Here is an 18,554-nt window from a genome sequence, read left to right on the forward strand (position 1 = left end):
GCCGGGCGCGGCGGCCGTGCGCGATCCGGACCGGGCGGGCGGTACAGGGGGCTTGGTCGTCGTGCAGGTGGTACTCATCGCGCCGTTCCTCATGCGGTTCCGGCTGTGCGCGAACACCTTCGGGGGCGAGGTCGGCAGGGCGCTCAGGGAGGCCGTCGCCGGGGCCGTGCCGGACTTCTCGCCCCAGGCGGAGGGACCGGACTCCCCCTTACTGTTCGACTACCACATGTCCACCGGCGGCTCCCGGCTCAGCGGCAAGAAGACCGTCGGCACGGTCGAGGTGGAGGGCGCCGGGCTGCTGTGGTGCCGCTTCGAGCCCAGCGGCCACTGCTACGTCATGCAGACCGTGGAGGTGCCGGACAAGGAGGCGATGCACCGCCGCGAGCGCGAGCTGGTGGAGCGGATCAACCCGCACATAGCGCGGTGGACGGACGGCGTCTCGGAGCGGATGCTCGCCACGGAGCTGGTCGACCCGGCGGACGAGGCGGCGATGGACCCCGGGCGGCTGCTGTGGTGGCACCGGGTCCTGATGGACCCGCCGCGGGACCAGGAGCCGGGCGCCACTCGGGTCTACGGCGTGGAGCGCAAGATCCACGACGACGCGTACCTGCGCTTCGGCGACGGCTTCACCACCCTCGTCCGCCTGCCCCGGCACCGGATCAGCGAGGTGCTGGAGGGCGTGATGGCGGCCACCGGCGAGTGGATCGCGGTGGACGAGGCCAACCGCCTGGTGTCGGCCCGGATGCTCCGGCTCAACGACACCCGCTGGAACCGGGTGGCGGACGTGGACCGGCAGTTCACCGCCTCCCTCAAGCTCAGCAAGGACCTGGCCCTGCGCGAGATGGTGCGGCTGGAGGAGAGCCGCTACACGGTCAACGCGGGCGCGGTGGTGATGGACGCGGCCATGGAGCGCTGGGCGATGGAGCGCGAGCGCGGGGTGCTGGAGGTCCAGCTCCAGTCGCTGCGCGACATCCTGGAGTTCCACCGCACCATGACGCAGTACCGGCGCGACGAGCGCCGCAACCGGCTGCTGTTCGTCTTCACGTCCATCGCCCTCTTCCAGTCCGTCCTGGTCTGGTACGACTTCGCCCACGAGGCCAACAACACCCTCGGCCCGGTGGTGCGGCTGACCGTGGTCGGCGTCATCGCCGCGCTCACCGTGGTCGTGGTGGCCTCCTCCCTGGCGGCCCGGCGCCGGGAGTGAACCCCGCCGGCCGGTGCCCGCCGGCTCCCGGCCGCCGCCGCGGCGACTCGTCCCCACCCGATAACGAATGAGGGCGGACAGTGCCTCAGGAGGTGGCACACACGGTAAATTCCAGGCCATGTCACGAGGACGCCACCGCCACGCACCGCCCCTGCACCGGATGCTCGTGCCGTCCGCCGTGGCGGCCGTGGCACTGGCCTGCGCGGGGGGCGCCTGGCTGGTCGGCGACACGGGTGATCCGGGGGTGCCGGCGCTGCGCCTCCTGACCGCCGCGGCGGCGGTGGCCGCCGTCACCGGAGCCGTGCTGCTGCGGCGGTGGGACCGGGAGGCGGGCCGGCGGGTCGGCGAGGTGCGGGCGGCCAGGGCCACGGCCGAGTGGCGGGCCGAGGAGCGCCAGGCGGAGCTGGAGACCGAGCTGGAGGAGTCCCTGGAGATACGCCGGGGCGTGGAGGGCGCGCTCCGCAGGAAGCGCGCCGAACTGGAGAGGCTGCGCACCGAGCACGCCGCGCTGCTGCGCCGCTACGCCAACGCCGAGACCGAGCGGGCCAGCGCCCTGGAGGGCCGCCGGCAGCTCGCCCTGGAGGCCGCCGGGCCCGCGAAGGCGCTCACCGCCGGGGCCGCGGACCACCGCCAGGCGTCGGGCGCGCCCACACCGCTCACCTACCTCCAGGCGGACGAGGCGCTCAGGCGGCTGCGGGTGAACGCCGCGCGGCAGCGGGAGCGCGAGGAGCGCGAAGCGCGCGGCAAGGAGGAGGCGGCGGCCGGACCGGCTCCGGAGCGGAGCGCCCCGGTCCAGCCCGCCCGGCCCGCGCAGCCCACACAGCCCGCCCGGCCCGCGCAGCCGCGGCAGGACGGTACGGCACCGGCGCCGGAGCCGTACGGGCAGCGGTCCGGGAGCCGGGGGAGCGGCGCTCCCAAGCGCGGCGGCTTCGACTTCTTCGGCACCCAGGGAGCCCAGAAGCGCCGCAGGGCGCCGGGGGCGCCGGGTTCCGCCGCCGAGAACCCGTCCGACCAGGAGGACGACGGGATCCGCGCCGCCGGCGACGCCCCCGGCGACCCCTCCGCCGCCGTGCCCCGCCTCGCCTCGCGCGCCGTCGCGGGCAAGGTCATCGACCTGGGCGGTCCCGACGGGGAGGAGGACGGCGAGGGCGCCGCTCCCGCCGCCGGTGAGACCACCGGTGACGCCCCCGGCGGCACCCTCGATGGGACCGCCGACGAGACCGCCGATGAGACCCCCGGCGGCACCCCCGGCCCGTCGCGGCCGGTGGGCCCGGTCAGGGGACTGCGCCGCACCCGCACCTGACGCCCCTCCCGCCTCTCCCCGCCCCTCACGTCAGCCAGCGCTCCGGACGCGCCCGGAGGCGCCCGGTGCGGGAGCGCTCCGCCTGGGCCGCCACCACCGCGCGGGCCTCCTCCACCGCCCGCAGCCTGGCCGCCACCGTGCCGTTCGCGCCGTGGTCGACGTGGACGTCCGCCAGGCCGAAGACCCTCTCCCAGGGACCCTGGGTGAGGCGGACGCTCTGCACCTTCGCGTGCGGGACCAGCGACAGCCTGCGGCACAGCAGGCCCCTGCGGGCCGCGAACACCGTCTCCGTCACCCCGTGGCCGTACCCCCGCCACCACAGCGGGACGACCCGCCCGGCCCGGCGCGGCGACGGGGTCAGGGACGCCGCAGCCTCCTCCGGGTCGACGCCGGGGAGCACCCGCGCCAGCACGCCCCGGGCCGTCTCACGGGTGGCCACCGGCAGCAGCAGGCCGCCCTCGTTGCCCCCGGCCGCCACGTCCAGCTCCACCCGCACCCAGCCGCGCCGCCGCCACAGCCACGGCTCGACGATCCGCACCGCCTGGACGCGGCCCGGCGGGACGGTGGCGTGGGCGCGGTCCAGCAGACCGTGGTCGAGCCGCATCCCGTCCGGGGACTCGGCGACCACCCAGTCGAACTCCGTCAGGAAGCGGCCCACACCGCTGCGCCAGACACCGCTGAGCAGCGGCACCGCCACCGCCAGGGCGGGCCAGAGGCTGCCGCTCGCCCACCAGACCAGCACCGGCGCGGCCACCGCCGCGGCCAGCGCGCCCCAAACGCTGCCGAGCAGCAGCAGCGAGACGACCAGCATCCGCGTACCGACCCGCACCAGCTCGCGGGCGGGCGCCTCGCCCGCCTCCGCCGCGGCCTCGGGTGCCATCCCCGCCGCCCGCGCCAGCAGCTCGGCGCGGAGCGCCGCGGCGTCGCGCTCGCCCAGGAACGCCAGCTCGTCCTTCTTGTCCGTGCCGACCACGTCCAGTTTGAGCTTGGCGACCCCCACGATCCGGGCGAACAGGGGACGGCTCACGTCGATCGCCTGGAGGCGGTCCAGGCGGATGTGCGCCACGCGCCGGAAGAACAGGCCGGTGCGGATGCGCAGCTCGGTCTCGGTGACCGTGTAGCTCGTCATCCACCAGGACAGGAAGCCGTACCCGGCGGCGGCCGGGAGCACCAGCGCCAGGACCGCCAGCAGCCGGCCGGCCGTCAGGGACTCCACCCCCTGCCGGGCCCGCTCCGGGTCCTGCGCGGCGAAGGCGAACAGCGCGGCCAGCGGCGCCCACGCCCGCCGCCACGGGGTCACCGGGTGCAGCCGCCTGCCCTCCGGGCGCTCCAGCAGCGCCATCACAGCCCCGCCGACCGGGCCTCGCCCAGCTCGGTGAGCCGGTCGCGCAGCCGCTCGGCCTCCTCGGGGGCGAGGCCGGGGATGTGCGCGTCGGTCGTCGCCGCGGCGGTGTGCAGCTGCAGCCGGGCCAGGCCGAAGTACCGCTCCAGCGGCCCGGAGGTGACCTCGACCAGCTGCATCCGGCCGTAGGGCACGACGGTCAGCTCACGCCAGATCACCCCGCGGCCGATCAGCAGGTCGTCGTCGCGCTCGGCGTACCGCCAGGACGCCCAGTTGCGGGCGACCGCCCGCCAGCCCCAGACCGCCACCGCCAGCGGCGCCGCGGCGAGGACGGCCCACCACGGGCCGGCGGTCAGGCCCAGGACCAGGCCCAGCACCGCGGCGAGCGGCACGAGCACGGCCACCAGCAGCGTCCTGCGCATCCGCAGCAGCCCGCGCTCGACGCCGCGCCACCGCTCGGCGGCCTCCGGCTCCTCCGGCCCCTCGGCCCCCTCGGAACCCCCGGAGCCCTCGGGCCCGGCGGGGCCGCTTCCCCCGCCGGACGGCCCCCCTGTCAGCTGACTCATACGGCAAGCGTAGGCGGTGCCGGTGACGGTGCGTATCCGTCGCGGGGAGGAGGGGGCGGGAGGGGCGGAGGGGGGAGCCGCCCGGCCGGCGGAGCTGCCAGACTGAACACCATGAGCGATCCCGGCACGACCACCGCGAGCACCGAGAACGCCGCGACCGCCGTGACCACCGTCGGTGTCGGCGGTGCGGCGGAGAGCACCGACATGGTCCTCAACATCGGCCCGCAGCACCCCTCCACCCACGGTGTGCTGCGGCTCAGGCTCGTGCTGGACGGCGAGCGGATCGGCTCCGCCGAGCCGGTGATCGGCTACATGCACCGCGGCGCGGAGAAGCTGTTCGAGGCGCGCGACTACCGGCAGATCATCGTCCTGGCCAACCGCCACGACTGGCTGTCGGCCTTCTCCAACGAGCTCGGCGTCGTCCTGGCCGTCGAGCGGATGCTGGGGATGGAGGTCCCCGAGCGGGCCGTGTGGGCGCGCACCCTGCTGGCGGAGCTCAACCGGGTCCTCAACCACCTGATGTTCCTCGGCTCCTATCCGCTGGAGCTGGGCGCCATCACGCCCATGTTCCACGCCTTCACCGAGCGCGAGGACCTCCAGCGCGTCATGGAGGAGGTCTCCGGCGGGCGCATCCACTACATGTTCAACCGGGTCGGCGGCCTCAAGGAGGACCTCCCGGCGGGCTGGCTCGACCGCACCCGGCGGGCGGTGGCCGCCGTCCGCGCCAAGACGGGCACCTACGACCGGCTCGTCCTCGGCAACGAGATCTTCCGCGGCCGCACCCGCGGCGTGGGCGTCCTCACCCCCGAGACCGTCCACGCGTACGGGGTCAGCGGCCCGATCGCCCGCGCCTCCGGCGTCGACTTCGACCTGCGCCGCGACGAGCCCTACCTGGCGTACGGGGAGCTGGCGGACGTCCTGCGGGTCGTCACGCGCACCGAGGGCGACTGCCTGGCGCGCTTCGAGGTGCTGCTGGAGCAGACCCGCAACTCCCTCGACCTCGCCGACGCCTGCCTGGACCGCCTGGCCGGGATGCCGCCCGGCCCGGTCAACCAGCGGCTGCCCAAGGTGCTCAAGGCCCCCGAGGGCGCCACGTACGCCTGGACGGAGAACCCGCTCGGCCTCAACGGCTACTACCTGGTCTCCCGGGGCGAGAAGACCCCGTACCGGCTCAAGCTCCGCTCGGCCTCGTTCAACAACGTCCAGGTGCTGGCCGAGCTGCTGCCGGGCACGCTGGTGGCCGACATGGTGGCGATCCTGGGGTCGATGTTCTTCGTCGTCGGCGACATCGACAAGTGACGGGGCCGGCGCGGGGGCCGCGGCGCTGGCGGGAGGCCGCCGAGGAGGCGCTCTACGGCCCGGGGGGCTTCTTCGTGCGCCACGCCCCCGCCGCGCACTTCCGCACCTCCGTGCACGCCTCGCCGCTCTTCGCGGGCGCGGTGGCCGAGCTGCTGCGGCGCGTGGACGAGGTGCTGGGGCACCCCGGGGAGCTGGCGCTGATCGACTACGGCGCCGGCCGCGGCGAACTGCTGACCGGCGTCCTGGCGGCGCTGTCCGGACTGCCCGGCTCCCTGGCCGCCCGGGTGCGCCCCCACGCCGTCGAACGCGCCCCCCGCCCGGACGGGCTCGACCCGGCGATCTCCTGGTCCGCCGATCCGCCGCGCGGCGCGACCGGGCTGCTGTTCGCCAACGAGTGGCTGGACGACGTCCCCGTGGACGTGGCCGAGACCGGCGCCGGCGGCGTACCGCGCCACGTCCTGGTGGACGGCGACGGCACCGAGCACCCCGGCGAGCCGGTGACCGGCGAGGACGCCGACTGGCTGGCCCGCTGGTGGCCGCTGCCCCCCGAGCCGGGGCTGCGCGCGGAGATCGGCCGCCCCCGCGACGCGGCCTGGGCGGAGGCGGTGTCCTGCCTGGAGCGCGGGCTGGCCGTCGCCGCCGACTACGCCCACACCCGAGCCGCCCGCCCCCCGCTGGGCACCCTCACCGGCTACCGCGACGGGCGCGAGGTGCCGCCCGTCCCCGACGGCCGGTGCGACCTGACCGCCCACGTCGCCCTCGACGCGTGCGCGGCGGCGGGGGAGGCGGCCGGGGGCGGCCCCGCGGTGCTGCTCCCCCAGCGCGAGGCGCTGCGCGCCCTGGGCGTGAGCGGCGCCCGCCCGCCCCTGGCCCTGGCGTCGAGCGACCCGGCCGCGTACGTGCGGCTGCTCGGCCGCGCGGGCGAGGCCGCCGAGCTGACCGATCCGGGCGGCCTGGGCGCCTTCACCTGGCTGCTCCAGCCCCGGGGAGCACCCCTGCCTCCACCCTGGGGAGTACACGGGGAGACGGGGGATCGACCGTCCGGTTGACTCCCGCACGTACCGGACCTGCCTACTCTGGGTTATGTGCACCGGCTCTACGAGTTCATACGCAGGCATCCCACCCTGGTCGACGGGCTGTGGGCGCTCGTCCTGCTGATGTTCTCCTCCCTGTGGCTCGTCACCCTCGTGACGAACCCGGACACGGCCCGGAGCGTGGAGCAGGACGAGGCGCGGCAGCTCGCCTCCGTCCCGATCATCCTGGCCCTGTGCACCGTGGTGGCCCTGCGCCGCCGGGCGCCGGAGCGGATGCTGCTGCTGGCCACCGGAGCGGGGGTGGCCGAGGTGATCACGGGCGCCTTCCCGGTGCCCGCCAACTTCGCCCTGCTGGTGATCGTCTTCACCAACGCCTCCCGCAACGTCCGCTGGGCCTCCCGCTTCGCCCTCGGCGGCGCCCTGGTCGCGCCCACGGTCTCCACGCTGCGCTGGCCCAACGAGGGGCAGAGCGTGGTGGAGACGGTCATCAGCGTCGTCTTCCTCACCGTCACCTTCGTCCTGGCCTGGGTGATGGGCGACTCGCTGCGCACCCGCCGCGCGTACTACGCGCAGCTGGAGGAGCGCGCCGCCCGGCTGGAGCGGGAGCGCGAGGCGCAGGCCAAGGTCGCCGTCGCCGCCGAACGCGCCCGGATCGCGCGCGAGCTCCACGACGTCGTCGCGCACAACGTCTCGGTGATGGTCGTCCAGGCCGACGGCGCCGCCTACGTCATGGACACCGCCCCCGACCAGGCCCGGCAGGCGCTGGAGACCATCTCCGGCACCGGCCGCCAGGCGCTGTCGGAGATGCGCAGGCTGCTGGGCGTGCTGCGCACGGGCGAGCACTCCGAGGGCGGTGAGTACGTGCCGCAGCCCGGCGTCGAGCAGCTGGCCGACCTCGTGGAGCAGGTGCGCGGCACGGGCCTGCCGGTGGACTTCCGCATCGAGGGCACCCCGCGCCCGCTGCCCAGCAGCGTCGAGCTGACCGCGTACCGCATCGTGCAGGAGGCGCTGACCAACACCCGCAAGCACGGCGGCCCGCACGTCGGGGCGACGGTGCGGCTGACCTACGGCGCCGACGACCTGACCCTGCTCGCCGAGGACGACGGCCGCGGCGCGCAGCACGAGCTGTACGAGGTCGGCGGGCTGGACGGGCTCGGGCAGGGGCTGATCGGGATGCGCGAGCGCGTGGGGATGGTCGGCGGCAGCCTGGACGCCGGGCCGCGGCCCGGCGGCGGCTTCCGGATCAGCGCGGTGCTGCCGCTGAAGAGCACCGTGTGAGCCGGCCCGCGCGGGCCGCGCGCACACCGCACCGCCGGACGACCCCGGTCATCCCGTCAACTGCGGCAATCCCGCCAACCCCGTCACCCCCGTCACCCCCGACAACCCCGTCACCCCCGACAACCCCGTCAACCCAGTCCGAGGGAAAACCATGACCGTCCGCGTGATGCTCGTCGACGACCAGGCGCTGCTGCGCACCGGCTTCCGCATGGTGCTGGACGCCCAGCCGGACATGGAGGTCGTCGCCGAGGCCGGGGACGGCGCCGAGGCCCTGGAGAAGCTGCGCGGAACGGCCGTGGACGTGGTGCTGATGGACGTGCGGATGCCCCGCGTCGACGGGGTCGAGGCCACCCGGCGCATCTGCGAGCGGGGCGAGGGGGGCCCCGGCGACCCCCGGGTGCTGATCCTGACCACCTTCGACCTCGACGAGTACGCCTTCTCCGCGCTCCGGGCCGGCGCCGGCGGCTTCCTGCTCAAGGACGTGCCGCCCGGCGAGCTGCTGGCCGCGATCCGCGCCGTCCACAGCGGCGACGCGGTGGTCGCCCCCTCCACCACCCGCCGCCTCCTCGACCGCTTCTCGGCCCTGCTGCCCGCCACCTCCGACCGGCCCGCCCGCCGGGAGCTGGAGCGGCTGACGGAGCGTGAGCGCGAGGTGCTGCTGCTGGTCGCCCAGGGACTGTCGAACGGCGAGATCGCCCGGCGGCTGGTGCTCTCGGAGGCCACCGTCAAGACGCACGTGGGCCGCATCCTCACCAAGCTGGAGCTGCGCGACCGCGTGCAGGCGGTGGTGCTGGCGTACGAGACCGGGCTGGTGCGCGCGGGCGGCGGCGCCTGAGGCCTCCGGCGCGTCCGGGATCACCCCCGGTCCGGCACGCGGGCGAGGAAGCCGTACAGCGCGTCGCGCACGTCCCGCGCGTCCCAGCGCAGCCCCGGTGCGCCGACCGTGACCTCGGCCACGGCCGTTCCGGGAGGCCCCGGCGTCCCCGGCGCCTCCCAGACGCGGAACAGCACCGTCCCGTCCTCCTCGGCCTGCCGCACCCCCGCCTCCGTCAGCACGTCGGCGTCGTACGGCAGCCACACCTGGAACTGGTGGGTGTGCGGCTCGGCCGGATGGATCCGGAACCACCGCTCCCCGGCCTCCGCCAGCCCCTCCCGCAGGGCCGCCGCGACCACCTCGGCGTGGGCGACGTAGCCGGGCAGCCGCGGCAGCTCCCGCTCCAGCCCCACCAGGGCCGACAGCGCGGCGGGCCACTGCTGGAAGACCTGCCCGCCGTAGCGGTGCCGCCAGGCGCGCGCCTCGCGCACCAGGTCCGCGGGACCGGCCAGGGCGGCGCCGGAGAGGCCGCCGAGGGACTTGTAGAAGGAGACGTACACGCTGTCGGCCAGGGCGGCGATCTCCGGGAGCGTGCGCCCGAAGTGCGGGGCGCACTCCCACAGCCGCGCACCGTCGAAGTGCACCACCGCGTCCCGCTCCCGCGCCGCCTCGGTCACCGCCACCAGCTCGTCCCACGTCGGCAGCACGAAACCGGCCTCGCGCAGCGGGAGTTCGAGCATCAGGGTGCCGAAGGGCTCGTCCAGCTCCCGCACCTCGTCGGCGGTGGGCGTGCGCGGCTCGGTGGTGGGGTGCACGGTGCTCAGCCCGCTCAGCCGCGCCGGCGCGCCCCGCTCGTGGCGCTCGGGGTGCGCCATCGGGTGCAGGGCGACGACCGGATTGCCGGTACGGCCCGCCCAGCAGCGCAGCGCGACCTGCTGGGCCATGGTCCCGGTGGGGAAGAAGGCGGCGGCCTCGGTGCCCAGCACGGCGGCGGTGCGCTCCTCCAGGTCGGCGACGATCCCGTTGCCGTAGAGGTCCGGGCCGCCGTCCAGGCCGTACACCTCGGCGCCCTCCTCCGCCAGCCGGGCCAGCCGGCCGGCGAGCGTCCCGTCCGCCGGGCCGTCGGACAGCTTCCGCCGCGCGCCGGTCCACGCCGCGAGCCTGCGGGCCCGCTCCGCCTCGGCGCTCCCGCGCGCTTCCCCTGCTTCCCCGGTTCCCTCGTCAGCGGTCATGCGCCCGATGATCCCCCACCGGCCCGCCCGCCGCCGGTCGTTTCCCGCCGCTCCCGCCCGCCGCCCGTCCGCTGCCGGTCCGCTGCCGGTCCGCCGCCGGTCCGGCGGGGCCTCAGCGCAGCACCGACTCCAGGAAGTCGCTGCCCAGCCGCGCCACCACGGTGACGTCCAGGCGGTGCTGCACGTACCGCCCGTGCCGGCGCGTCGACAGCAGACCCGCGTCCCGCAGCACCTTCAGGTGCCGGGAGACCTCCGGCGCGGTGATCCCCAGCCCGTTCGCCAGCTCGCCGGTGGTGTACGGGGCGCGGGCCAGGCTGCGGCACAGCCGGATCCGCACCGGGTGGGCCAGGGCCTCCAGCCGGCGCTCCATCACCTCCACCGACCCCGGGCCCGCGCGCAGCTCGCGCGAGGCGACCGGGTACTCGATCACCGGCCGCCAGCCGGGAGCGTGCAGCACCAGCAGATGCGGCCAGCCGAAGGCGGTGGGCACCAGGGTCACCCCCGGCCCGACCGCCGGGTCCACCGCCGTCGTCCGGCCCTGCGCCAGCTTGTCGACGACCATGCGCCGTCCGCCGCCGTCCTCCTCCACGGCGATCGCGGGGGACACGGCGGTCAGCGCCTCGGCCAGCCCCCTGCGCCGCAGCAGGTCCGTCTTGTGCCGGGCGTCGGCGGCGAGCTGCCCGCGCACCCGCTGCCAGGTGTCGGCGAAGAACGACCGGTCGCAGTCCTCCAGCAGCCGCCGTATCCAGGCCCGTACGGCGGGCGGGTCCGCCAGCAGGTGCCGCACGAACTCCAGCCGCTTGGGCCCGCGCGCGGCGGCCCGCTCCAGGGCCCGCCGCCGGGCCTCCTCGTCGACCAGCGGGGACGGCCCCTCGTCGCCGTAGTCGGCGGAGCAGTTGATCTCCAGCGCGGCCCGGACGTACCGCTCGTCGTTCAGGGTGTCGACGGAGTCCAGCTCCTCGGCGAGCGTGGCGCCGGGCCGGGGGCGGCTGGGCAGCAGGATGTCGGAGCGGGTGGAGCGCCACAGGATGTCCGCCTCGGAGAGCCGCCCGGCGAGGTCCGGCTCGAGCCCGGCGAGCGTGGTGGTCGTCCAGCCGTGCAGCCCGGGGTGGTGCGCGGGCTCGGAGAGGGCGTGCAGGGCCGCGCCCAGCTCCGCCAGCGGGGAGGGGGAGAAGACGACGTGCTCCTCGGGCAGGCCGGTGATGTCGATGACCACGCTCATGGGGCCATCCTGCCCTCCGCCGGCCGCGCCCCCGCCGTCGATTGACGGCCTCGGTCAATCCGCGTGCCCGGCCGCCGCGGACGGGCGCAGCGTGAGGGGTATGAGCTTCCACACCGAGTACGCACTCGCCCAGTACCGGGCCGCCCGGCAGGGGCAGGAGCCGCCGCCCCTGCCGGGCCTGGCCGACCCGCGCGCCCGCCGGGAGTTCCGGGACGCCCTCCTGGACGCCCGGACCGGCCGCCGCCCCGCCGTACCGCTCCTCGCGCGCCTGCGCCGGGCGCTGTCGGCCCCGCGGCGGGAGCCCTGCTGACCGGCCGCCGGCCGGCGGGGCCCGGGGCGCCCCGTACCGCGCCCCCGCCCCACCCGGCGGACGGGGGCGGACGGGGAGCGGGCCAGTCCGCGTAGCATGGCAGCAATCGTCCGGTACCGGGTCCAACGGACTGGAACGGAAGGCCCAGCTCACGTGAACCAACCTCCCTCCGGCGCCGCCGGCGACCGTCCCGCGCGCCTGACCGTCGGCGTCGTCGGCGCGGGCCGCGTCGGCCCCGCCCTGGCCGCCGCGCTCCGGCTCGCCGGGCACCGCCCGGTCGCCGCCTCCGGCGTCTCCGACGCCTCCCGCCGCCGGGCCGAGGCCCTGCTGCCCGGGGTGCCGCTGGTGGAGCCCGCCGAGGTCCTGGCCCGCGCCGACCTCGTCCTGCTCACCGTCCCCGACGACGCCCTGCCCGCCCTGGTCGCGGGCCTGGCCGAGACCGGCGCCGTACGCCACGGCCAGCTCCTGGCGCACGCGTCGGGCCGCTACGGCACCGCCGTCCTCGCCCCCGCGACGCGGGCCGGGGCCCTGCCGCTGGCGCTGCACCCGGTGATGACGTTCACCGGCACGCCCGTGGACGTCCAGCGGCTGGCGGGCTGCTCCTTCGGCGTCACCGCGCCCGAGGAGCTGCGGCTGGCCGCCGAGGCGCTGGTCATCGAGATGGGCGGGGAGCCGGAGTGGATCGCCGAGGAGGCCCGCCCGCTCTACCACGCGGCCCTGGCCGTCGGCGCCAACCACCTGGTCACCCTGGTCGCCCAGTCCATGGAACTGCTGCGCGCGGCCGGGGTCTCCGCCCCCGACCGGATGCTCGGCCCGCTGCTCGGCGCGGCCCTGGACAACGCCCTGCGCTCCGGCGACGCCGCGCTGACCGGCCCGGTCGCCCGGGGCGACGCCGGTACGGTCGCCGCCCACGTCGCCGAGCTGCGCCGCCACGCCCCGCAGTCGGTGGCGGGCTACCTCGCGATGGCCCGCGCCACCGCCGACCGGGCGCTCGCGGGCGGACTGCTCAAGCCGGAACTCGCCCAGGGCCTGCTGGAGGTCCTCTCCGATGGGGACGCCCGGTGACCGGACCGACCGCCGACCACAGGAGCCGCACCGTGTCCGCACCCACCCCCGTCCCCGTCCTGCGCACCGCCGCCGAGCTGCGCGCCCTGCCGCGCCGGGGGCGGCGCGCGGTGGTGATGACGATGGGCGCCCTGCACGAGGGGCACGCCGCCCTGGTCCGCGCCGCCCGCGAGAAGGCCGGGCCCGGCGGGCAGGTGGTGGTCACCGTCTTCGTCAACCCGCTGCAGTTCGGCGCGGGCGAGGACCTGGACCGCTACCCGCGCACGCTGGACGAGGACGTCGTGGTGGCGGCCCGCGCGGGCGCCGACGCCGTCTTCGCGCCGCCGGTGGCGGAGGTCTACCCCGGCGGGGAGCCGGAGGTGCGGATCAGCGCGGGCCCGATGGGCGAGCGCCTGGAGGGCGCCTCCCGGCCCGGCCACTTCGACGGGATGCTCACCGTCGTCGCCAAGCTCCTCCACCTCACCGCCCCCGACCTGGCGCTCTACGGCGAGAAGGACGCGCAGCAGCTCGCCCTGATCACGCGGATGGCCCGCGACCTGAACTTCCCCGTGGAGATCGAGGGCGTGCCCACCGTGCGCGAGCCCGACGGGCTGGCCCTCTCCAGCCGCAACCGCTACCTGTCGGACGCCGAGCGCACCACCGCCCTGGCCCTCTCCCGCGCCCTGTTCGCCGGACGCGACGCGGTGGCCGCGGGCGGGGCCGGTCCACGGGACGTGCGGGAGGCCGCCGAGGCCGTCCTGGACCGGGCCGGGCGGGCACAGCCGCCGCTGGTCCTGGACTACCTCGCGCTGGTGGACCCGGACCACTTCACGGAGGTCCCGGCGGAGCCCGGCGCGTACGAGGGCGAGGCCGTGCTCGCGGTCGCGGCGCGGGTGGGCACCACACGACTGATCGACAACGTCCGGCTGCGTCTCGGACACCCCGGAGAGGCTCGGTGAACGGTCCTGTGGACGGTCCGGTGAACGCCGCGGTGAACGGTCCGGCGAGCGGCCCGGTGAACGGAGCGGCGGGCCTGCGGCTGACCGCGCCGCGCTCCGGCTGGGCCATCGAGGCGGACGTGGTGGTGGTCGGCTCCGGGGTCGCCGGGCTGACCGCCGCCCTGCGCTGCGCGGCCTCCGGCCGGAAGACGGTGATCGTCACCAAGGCCCGGCTGGACGCCGGCTCCACGCGCTGGGCGCAGGGCGGGATCGCCGCCGCGCTGGGCGAGGGCGACACCCCCGGCCAGCACCTCCAGGACACCCTGGTGGCGGGCGCGGGCCTGTGCGACGAGGAGGCCGTGCGCACCCTGGTCACCGAGGGGCCGGACGCGGTGCGGCGGCTGATCGGCACCGGCGCGCGGTTCGACACCTCGCCGGAGACCGGCGAGATCGCGCTGACCCGCGAGGGCGGCCACCACCGCCGCCGCATCGCCCACGCGGGCGGCGACGCGACCGGCGCGGAGATCAGCCGCGCCCTGGTGGCGGCCGTGCGCGAGGCCGGTATGGAGACGATCGAGAACGCGCTCGTCCTCGACCTGCTCAAGGACGCCGACGGGCACGCCGCGGGCGTCTCCCTCCACGTGATGGGCGAGGGCCGGCACGACGGCGTCGGCGCCGTCCACGCCCCGGCGGTGGTGCTGGCCACCGGCGGCATGGGCCAGGTGTTCTCCGCGACCACCAACCCGGCCGTCTCCACCGGCGACGGCGTCGCGCTCGCGCTGCGGGCCGGCGCGGAGGTCTCCGACCTGGAGTTCGTCCAGTTCCACCCGACCGTGCTCTTCCTGGGCCCGGGCAGCGAGGGCCAGCAGCCGCTGGTCTCCGAGGCCGTGCGCGGCGAGGGCGCGTACCTCGTCGACGCCGATGGCGTCCGCTTCATGGCCGGGCAGCACGAGCTGGCCGAGCTGGCGCCGCGGGACATCGTCGCCAAGGGCATCACGCGGCGGATGCGCGAGCGGGGCGACGACTGCGCGTACCTGGACGCGCGGCACTTCGGCGCCCGGATGTGGGCGGAGCGGTTCCCCACCATCCTCGCCGCCTGCCGCGCCCACGGCATCGACCCGGTCACGGAGCCGGTCCCGGTCGCGCCCGCCGCCCACTACGCCTCCGGCGGGGTCCGCACCGACCTGGCGGGCCGCACCACCGTGCCCGGCCTGTACGCGTGCGGCGAGGTGGCCTGCACGGGCGTGCACGGCGCCAACCGGCTGGCCTCCAACTCCCTGCTGGAGGGCCTGGTCTTCGCCGAGCGGATCGCCGCCGACATCGCCCGCGCCCCGCGCCGCGCGGTCGTGCCCGCCGAGGGCGCCGGCGGACCGGCCGTCCCGCTGCCGCCCGCCGAGGCGCGGTACGCGATCCAGCGGACCATGACCGCCGGCGCCGGTGTGCTGCGCTCCGCCGAGAGCCTGGAGCGGGCCGCCCGGGAGCTGGAGGCCCTGGCCCCGGGCCCGGACGGCAAGTCCGCCGAACCCGGCGTCGAGACCTGGGAGACGGCCAACCTCCACCTCGTCGCCGGGGTCCTGGTCGCCGCCGCCCTGCGCCGCGCCGAGACCCGCGGCTGCCACTGGCGCGAGGACCGCCCCGACCGGGACGACGAGGCCTGGCGCCGGCATCTGGTGGTGGCCCTGCGCCCCGCCGCCGGGGGCTCTACGCTCGTCGTCCGTACGACCGACTCGACCGCCTTCCCCCCGGTCGCCCACGAGGAGACGCTGTGAGCGACGCCCCCGCGGCTGCCCGGCCGCACGTCATCACGAGCCCGCGCTGTCGCCGCGTGGGCGGAGAAGCTCACGAGGAGACGCTGTGAGCGACGCCCCCGCGGCTGCCCGGCCGCACGTCATCACGAGCCCGCGCTGTCGCCGCGTGGGCGGAGAAGCTCACGAGGAGACGCAGTGACCAGCCCCACGCCCGACGAACTCCCGCTGCTCCAGATCGGTTTCGGCCGCCCCGGCGAGGCGGTGAACGGCACCGGTGGCGGCTGCGGGGACGCCTGCGGCTGCGGCGGCGGCGCCGACGAGGAGTTCGACCTCGACCCGCTGGAGTGCGGCCTGGACCCGGACCTGGCCGGGCTGCTGGCGGACGCGGGCCTGGACCCGGTGCAGGTCGAGGACATCGCGCACATGGCGATCGAGGAGGACCTCGACCAGGGCGTGGACGTCACCACCGTCGCGACCATCCCCGAGGACGCCGTCGCCACCGCCGACTTCACCGCCCGCGAGGCGGGCACCGTCGCCGGTCTGCGGATCGCCGAGGCGGTCCTGTCGGTGGTCTGCACCGAGGAGTTCGAGGTCGAGCGGCACGTCGAGGACGGCGACCGCGTCGAGGCCGGCCAGAGGCTGCTGTCGGTGCGCACCCGCACCCGCGACCTGCTCACCGGCGAGCGCAGCGCCCTCAACCTGCTGTGCCGGCTGTCCGGCATCGCCACCGCCACCCGCGCCTGGGCCGACGCCCTGGAGGGCACGGGCGCGAAGGTCCGCGACACCCGCAAGACCACGCCCGGACTGCGCTCCCTGGAGAAGTACGCGGTGCGCTGCGGCGGCGGTGTCAACCACCGGATGTCGCTGTCGGACGCCGCGCTGATCAAGGACAACCACGTGATCGCCGCGGGCGGGGTGGCCGAGGCGTTCAAGCGGGTGCGCGAGGAGTTCCCCGGCGTGCCGATCGAGGTGGAGGTGGACCGGCTGGACCAGATCGAGCCCGTCCTCGCCGAGGGCGCCGACCTGATCCTGCTGGACAACCTCACCCCCGAGCAGACCGCCGAGGCGGTCGCCCTGGTCGCGGGACGGGCGAAGCTGGAGTCCTCCGGCCGCCTCACCCTGGCCAACGCCCGCGCGTACGCGGACACCGGCGTCGACTACCTGGCCGTCGGCGCCCTCACCCACTCCTCCCCGATCCTCGACATCGGCCTGGACCTGCGCGACGAGACCCGCGGCGGCGCGGACGGGGAGGGGCGGGGCTGATGCTGCTCACGATCGACGTCGGCAACACGCACACCGTCCTCGGCCTGTTCGACGGCGACGAGATCGTCGAGCACTGGCGGATCTCCACCGAGGCCCGCCGCACCGCCGACGAGTGGGCCGTCCTCCTCCAGGGCCTGATGGGCATGCACCCGCTGCTCGGCGAAGACCTGGGCGACGGCATCGACGGCATCTGCATCTGCTCCACCGTCCCCTCCGTCCTGCACGAGCTGCGCGAGGTGACCCGCCGGCACTACGGCGACATCCCGTCCGTCCTCGTCGAGCCGGGCGTCAAGACCGGGGTGCCCATCCTCATGGACAACCCCAAGGAGGTCGGCGCGGACCGGATCATCAACGCGGTGGCGGCGGTCGAACTGTACGGCGGTCCGAGCATCGTCGTGGACTTCGGCACGGCCACCACCTTCGACGCGGTCTCCGCGCGCGGCGAGTACACCGGCGGCGTCATCGCCCCGGGCATCGAGATCTCCGTCGAGGCGCTCGGCGTGCGCGGCGCGCAGCTGCGCAAGATCGAGCTGGCCCGCCCGCGCAGCGTCATCGGCAAGAACACCGTCGAGGCGATGCAGTCCGGCATCCTCTACGGCTTCGCCGGGCAGGTGGACGGCGTGGTGGAGCGGATGGCCCGCGAGCTGGCCGACGACCCGGACGACGTGACCGTCATCGCCACCGGTGGCCTGGCCCCGATGGTGCTGGGCGAGGCGGCGGCGATCGACGAGCACGAGCCGTGGCTGACGCTGATCGGGCTGCGCCTGGTCTACGAGCGGAACATGGCGCGGGGCTGAGCGGCGTACGCCGGGCCCGTGCCCGGCGGGGCCGCCGTCGGACCTCTGCCGGACCGCTGCGGGACGGCCGTCGGACCTCTGCGGGGCCGTGCCCCGGCGGGGACACGGCGGAGTCGGCGATAAGACGATTTTGTCGATTTCTGTCGTAACGTCACCCTATGCCCACGCCCTACGGTTCCCGAGGCGCCATGGTCTTCAGCGCGGCCGAACTGCGCGTCCTCCGGAGCGCCCTCGCCCTCGTCCTCCGGCCCGCCCGCGCCGCCCCGCCGTCCCCGTGCGCGGGCGGACGGCGGCAGCCGGAGGGGCGCCGGGAGGGGGCGGCGGAGAGGGTGCCGGAGGAGCGGGCCGAGGCGGTGCGGGAGTGCCTGTGGCTCGCCGAGGCGCTGGACGAGGCGGAGCGTGAGGCGGACCGGCTGAGGGCCTTCCTGCTGGCCGACCTCGACCGCTACCGCGCCGCGCTGCCGGGCTCCGCCTCCGGGTACCTCGCACGGCTGGAGGAGGCCCTCGCGCTGGGCTGCGCGCCGCGTCCGGAGGACCTGGGGGCGCTGCGCGGCCTGTGCGGCCGGAGGGCCGGCGAGGCGGAGGCGCGGCGCCGCGCGGGGCTGCTGAGGCGCTGCGAGCGCCTGACGGCCTCCTCGGAGGCCCGCTCGGGAGCCCTCTCGGAAGCCCCCCGGTCCGCGGGGCGCGGCCGGCTGGCGGCCGTGCCGCACCCGGTCCCCACCCCCGCCGACGTCTTCCCGCCGCGCCGCCAGGCGCTCCCGGCCTGACGTGCCGCCCCCGCTCCCCGCCGACTCCCCGCCGGCTCCCCGTACGGGCCCGCGCGGGGAGCCGGCGGAGCCGCCGGTACCCTGGAGTTCCGGTATCCAAGGAGGCTGATCCGGCATGGAGTACATCGCCGCACTCACCCCGTCCGTGGTGATGGCCGTGGCCTTCACCGCCCTCATCGTGACGATCGTCAGGAGCCAGGGCGGTGCCAACAAGGCCAAGGAGGACGCCGCTGTGGACAGCGCCCTCGCCCGGGCCGAGGCCGCGCGCCAGGCGCCGTCCGCCGACGGGCGGCACGTCTAGCGGCGCGCGCCGCCGGGCGGCGGATACCGCCGTGACGGCGCGGGAGCGCATGCCGGGAGGTCCGCCTCCCGGCGTGCGCTCTTCTTTGTTTC

The 18,554-nt window shown here is 76.3% G+C and carries 18 protein-coding genes; 14 read left to right on the forward strand and 4 right to left on the reverse strand.

Annotated features, from left to right (window positions below):
- Window positions 1-61: 61 nt before the first annotated feature.
- Complete coding sequence (locus QC029_RS19340; protein WP_279556969.1) at window positions 62-1,204, forward strand: hypothetical protein; 1,143 nt, start codon at window positions 62-64, stop codon at window positions 1,202-1,204.
- A gap of 118 nt (window positions 1,205-1,322) precedes the next feature.
- The gene (locus QC029_RS19345) at window positions 1,323-2,507 is read left to right on the forward strand and encodes a hypothetical protein (protein ID WP_279556970.1); all 1,185 of its coding nucleotides are present in this window, start codon (window positions 1,323-1,325) and stop codon (window positions 2,505-2,507) included.
- A gap of 25 nt (window positions 2,508-2,532) precedes the next feature.
- On the opposite strand, the gene QC029_RS19350 is transcribed toward QC029_RS19345, so the two are convergent.
- Both QC029_RS19350 and QC029_RS19355 read right to left on the reverse strand, forming a co-directional pair.
- Window positions 2,533-3,849, reverse strand: a complete 1,317-nt coding sequence (locus QC029_RS19350) for a PH domain-containing protein (RefSeq protein ID WP_279556971.1) — start codon at window positions 3,847-3,849, stop codon at window positions 2,533-2,535.
- Window positions 3,849-4,415 carry a PH domain-containing protein gene (locus QC029_RS19355; RefSeq protein ID WP_279556972.1) on the reverse strand — a complete coding sequence of 189 codons (567 nt, stop codon included), beginning with the start codon at window positions 4,413-4,415 and terminating at the stop codon, window positions 3,849-3,851. The genes QC029_RS19350 and QC029_RS19355 overlap by 1 nt, the downstream gene beginning before the upstream one ends.
- Before the next feature lie 111 nt (window positions 4,416-4,526).
- Here QC029_RS19355 and QC029_RS19360 point away from each other — a divergent pair, with 111 nt between their 5' ends.
- From QC029_RS19360 to QC029_RS19375, 4 genes are all read left to right on the forward strand, one after another.
- Window positions 4,527-5,714, forward strand: coding sequence for an NADH-quinone oxidoreductase subunit D (locus QC029_RS19360; RefSeq protein ID WP_279556973.1), 1,188 nt, complete (start codon window positions 4,527-4,529; stop codon window positions 5,712-5,714).
- Entirely contained in the window at window positions 5,711-6,763 is a 1,053-nt protein-coding gene (locus QC029_RS19365; RefSeq protein ID WP_279556974.1) for an SAM-dependent methyltransferase, read from the forward strand. Before QC029_RS19360 ends, QC029_RS19365 begins: the two co-directional genes overlap by 4 nt.
- 36 nt (window positions 6,764-6,799) lie before the next feature.
- Window positions 6,800-8,026, forward strand: coding sequence for a sensor histidine kinase (locus QC029_RS19370; RefSeq protein WP_279556975.1), 1,227 nt, complete (start codon window positions 6,800-6,802; stop codon window positions 8,024-8,026).
- 151 nt (window positions 8,027-8,177) lie between these two features.
- Window positions 8,178-8,861 carry a response regulator transcription factor gene (locus tag QC029_RS19375; RefSeq protein ID WP_279556976.1) on the forward strand — a complete coding sequence of 228 codons (684 nt, stop codon included), beginning with the start codon at window positions 8,178-8,180 and terminating at the stop codon, window positions 8,859-8,861.
- A gap of 20 nt (window positions 8,862-8,881) precedes the next feature.
- Here QC029_RS19375 and QC029_RS19380 read toward each other — a convergent pair whose 3' ends face one another.
- Both QC029_RS19380 and QC029_RS19385 read right to left on the reverse strand, forming a co-directional pair.
- Entirely contained in the window at window positions 8,882-10,072 is a 1,191-nt protein-coding gene (locus QC029_RS19380; protein WP_279556977.1) for a low specificity L-threonine aldolase, read from the reverse strand.
- Between the two features lie 112 nt (window positions 10,073-10,184).
- Entirely contained in the window at window positions 10,185-11,294 is a 1,110-nt protein-coding gene (locus QC029_RS19385; RefSeq protein WP_279556978.1) for a DUF5937 family protein, read from the reverse strand.
- A gap of 100 nt (window positions 11,295-11,394) precedes the next feature.
- On the opposite strand from QC029_RS19385, the gene QC029_RS19390 reads away from it, so the two are divergent.
- The 8 genes from QC029_RS19390 to QC029_RS19425 all read left to right on the forward strand — a co-directional run bounded on the left by QC029_RS19390 (window position 11,395) and on the right by QC029_RS19425 (window position 18,462).
- Window positions 11,395-11,604 (forward strand): hypothetical protein, encoded by a 210-nt coding sequence (locus tag QC029_RS19390; protein WP_279556979.1) that lies wholly within the window; start codon window positions 11,395-11,397, stop codon window positions 11,602-11,604.
- Window positions 11,605-11,757: 153 nt separating this feature from the next.
- Window positions 11,758-12,669, forward strand: a complete 912-nt coding sequence (locus QC029_RS19395) for a DUF2520 domain-containing protein (RefSeq protein WP_336621602.1) — start codon at window positions 11,758-11,760, stop codon at window positions 12,667-12,669.
- Window positions 12,670-12,701: 32 nt separating this feature from the next.
- Entirely contained in the window at window positions 12,702-13,607 is a 906-nt protein-coding gene (gene panC, locus QC029_RS19400) for a pantoate--beta-alanine ligase (protein WP_279556981.1), read from the forward strand.
- Window positions 13,608-13,627: 20 nt separating this feature from the next.
- On the forward strand, window positions 13,628-15,355 hold the full coding sequence (locus tag QC029_RS19405) for an L-aspartate oxidase (protein WP_279556982.1): 1,728 nt from the start codon (window positions 13,628-13,630) through the stop codon (window positions 15,353-15,355).
- A 174-nt stretch (window positions 15,356-15,529) separates the two neighbouring features.
- Entirely contained in the window at window positions 15,530-16,597 is a 1,068-nt protein-coding gene (gene nadC / locus QC029_RS19410; protein WP_279556983.1) for a carboxylating nicotinate-nucleotide diphosphorylase, read from the forward strand.
- Window positions 16,597-17,394, forward strand: coding sequence for a type III pantothenate kinase (locus tag QC029_RS19415; protein ID WP_279556984.1), 798 nt, complete (start codon window positions 16,597-16,599; stop codon window positions 17,392-17,394). The genes nadC and QC029_RS19415 overlap by 1 nt, the downstream gene beginning before the upstream one ends.
- A gap of 158 nt (window positions 17,395-17,552) precedes the next feature.
- Window positions 17,553-18,161, forward strand: a complete 609-nt coding sequence (locus QC029_RS19420; RefSeq protein ID WP_279556985.1) for a hypothetical protein — start codon at window positions 17,553-17,555, stop codon at window positions 18,159-18,161.
- A gap of 115 nt (window positions 18,162-18,276) precedes the next feature.
- The gene (locus QC029_RS19425) at window positions 18,277-18,462 is read left to right on the forward strand and encodes a hypothetical protein (RefSeq protein WP_279556986.1); all 186 of its coding nucleotides are present in this window, start codon (window positions 18,277-18,279) and stop codon (window positions 18,460-18,462) included.
- Window positions 18,463-18,554: the final 92 nt, after the last annotated feature.

It is taken from the genome of Streptomyces sp. DH37 (assembly GCF_029813835.1).
GTDB lineage: Bacteria > Actinomycetota > Actinomycetes > Streptomycetales > Streptomycetaceae > Streptomyces.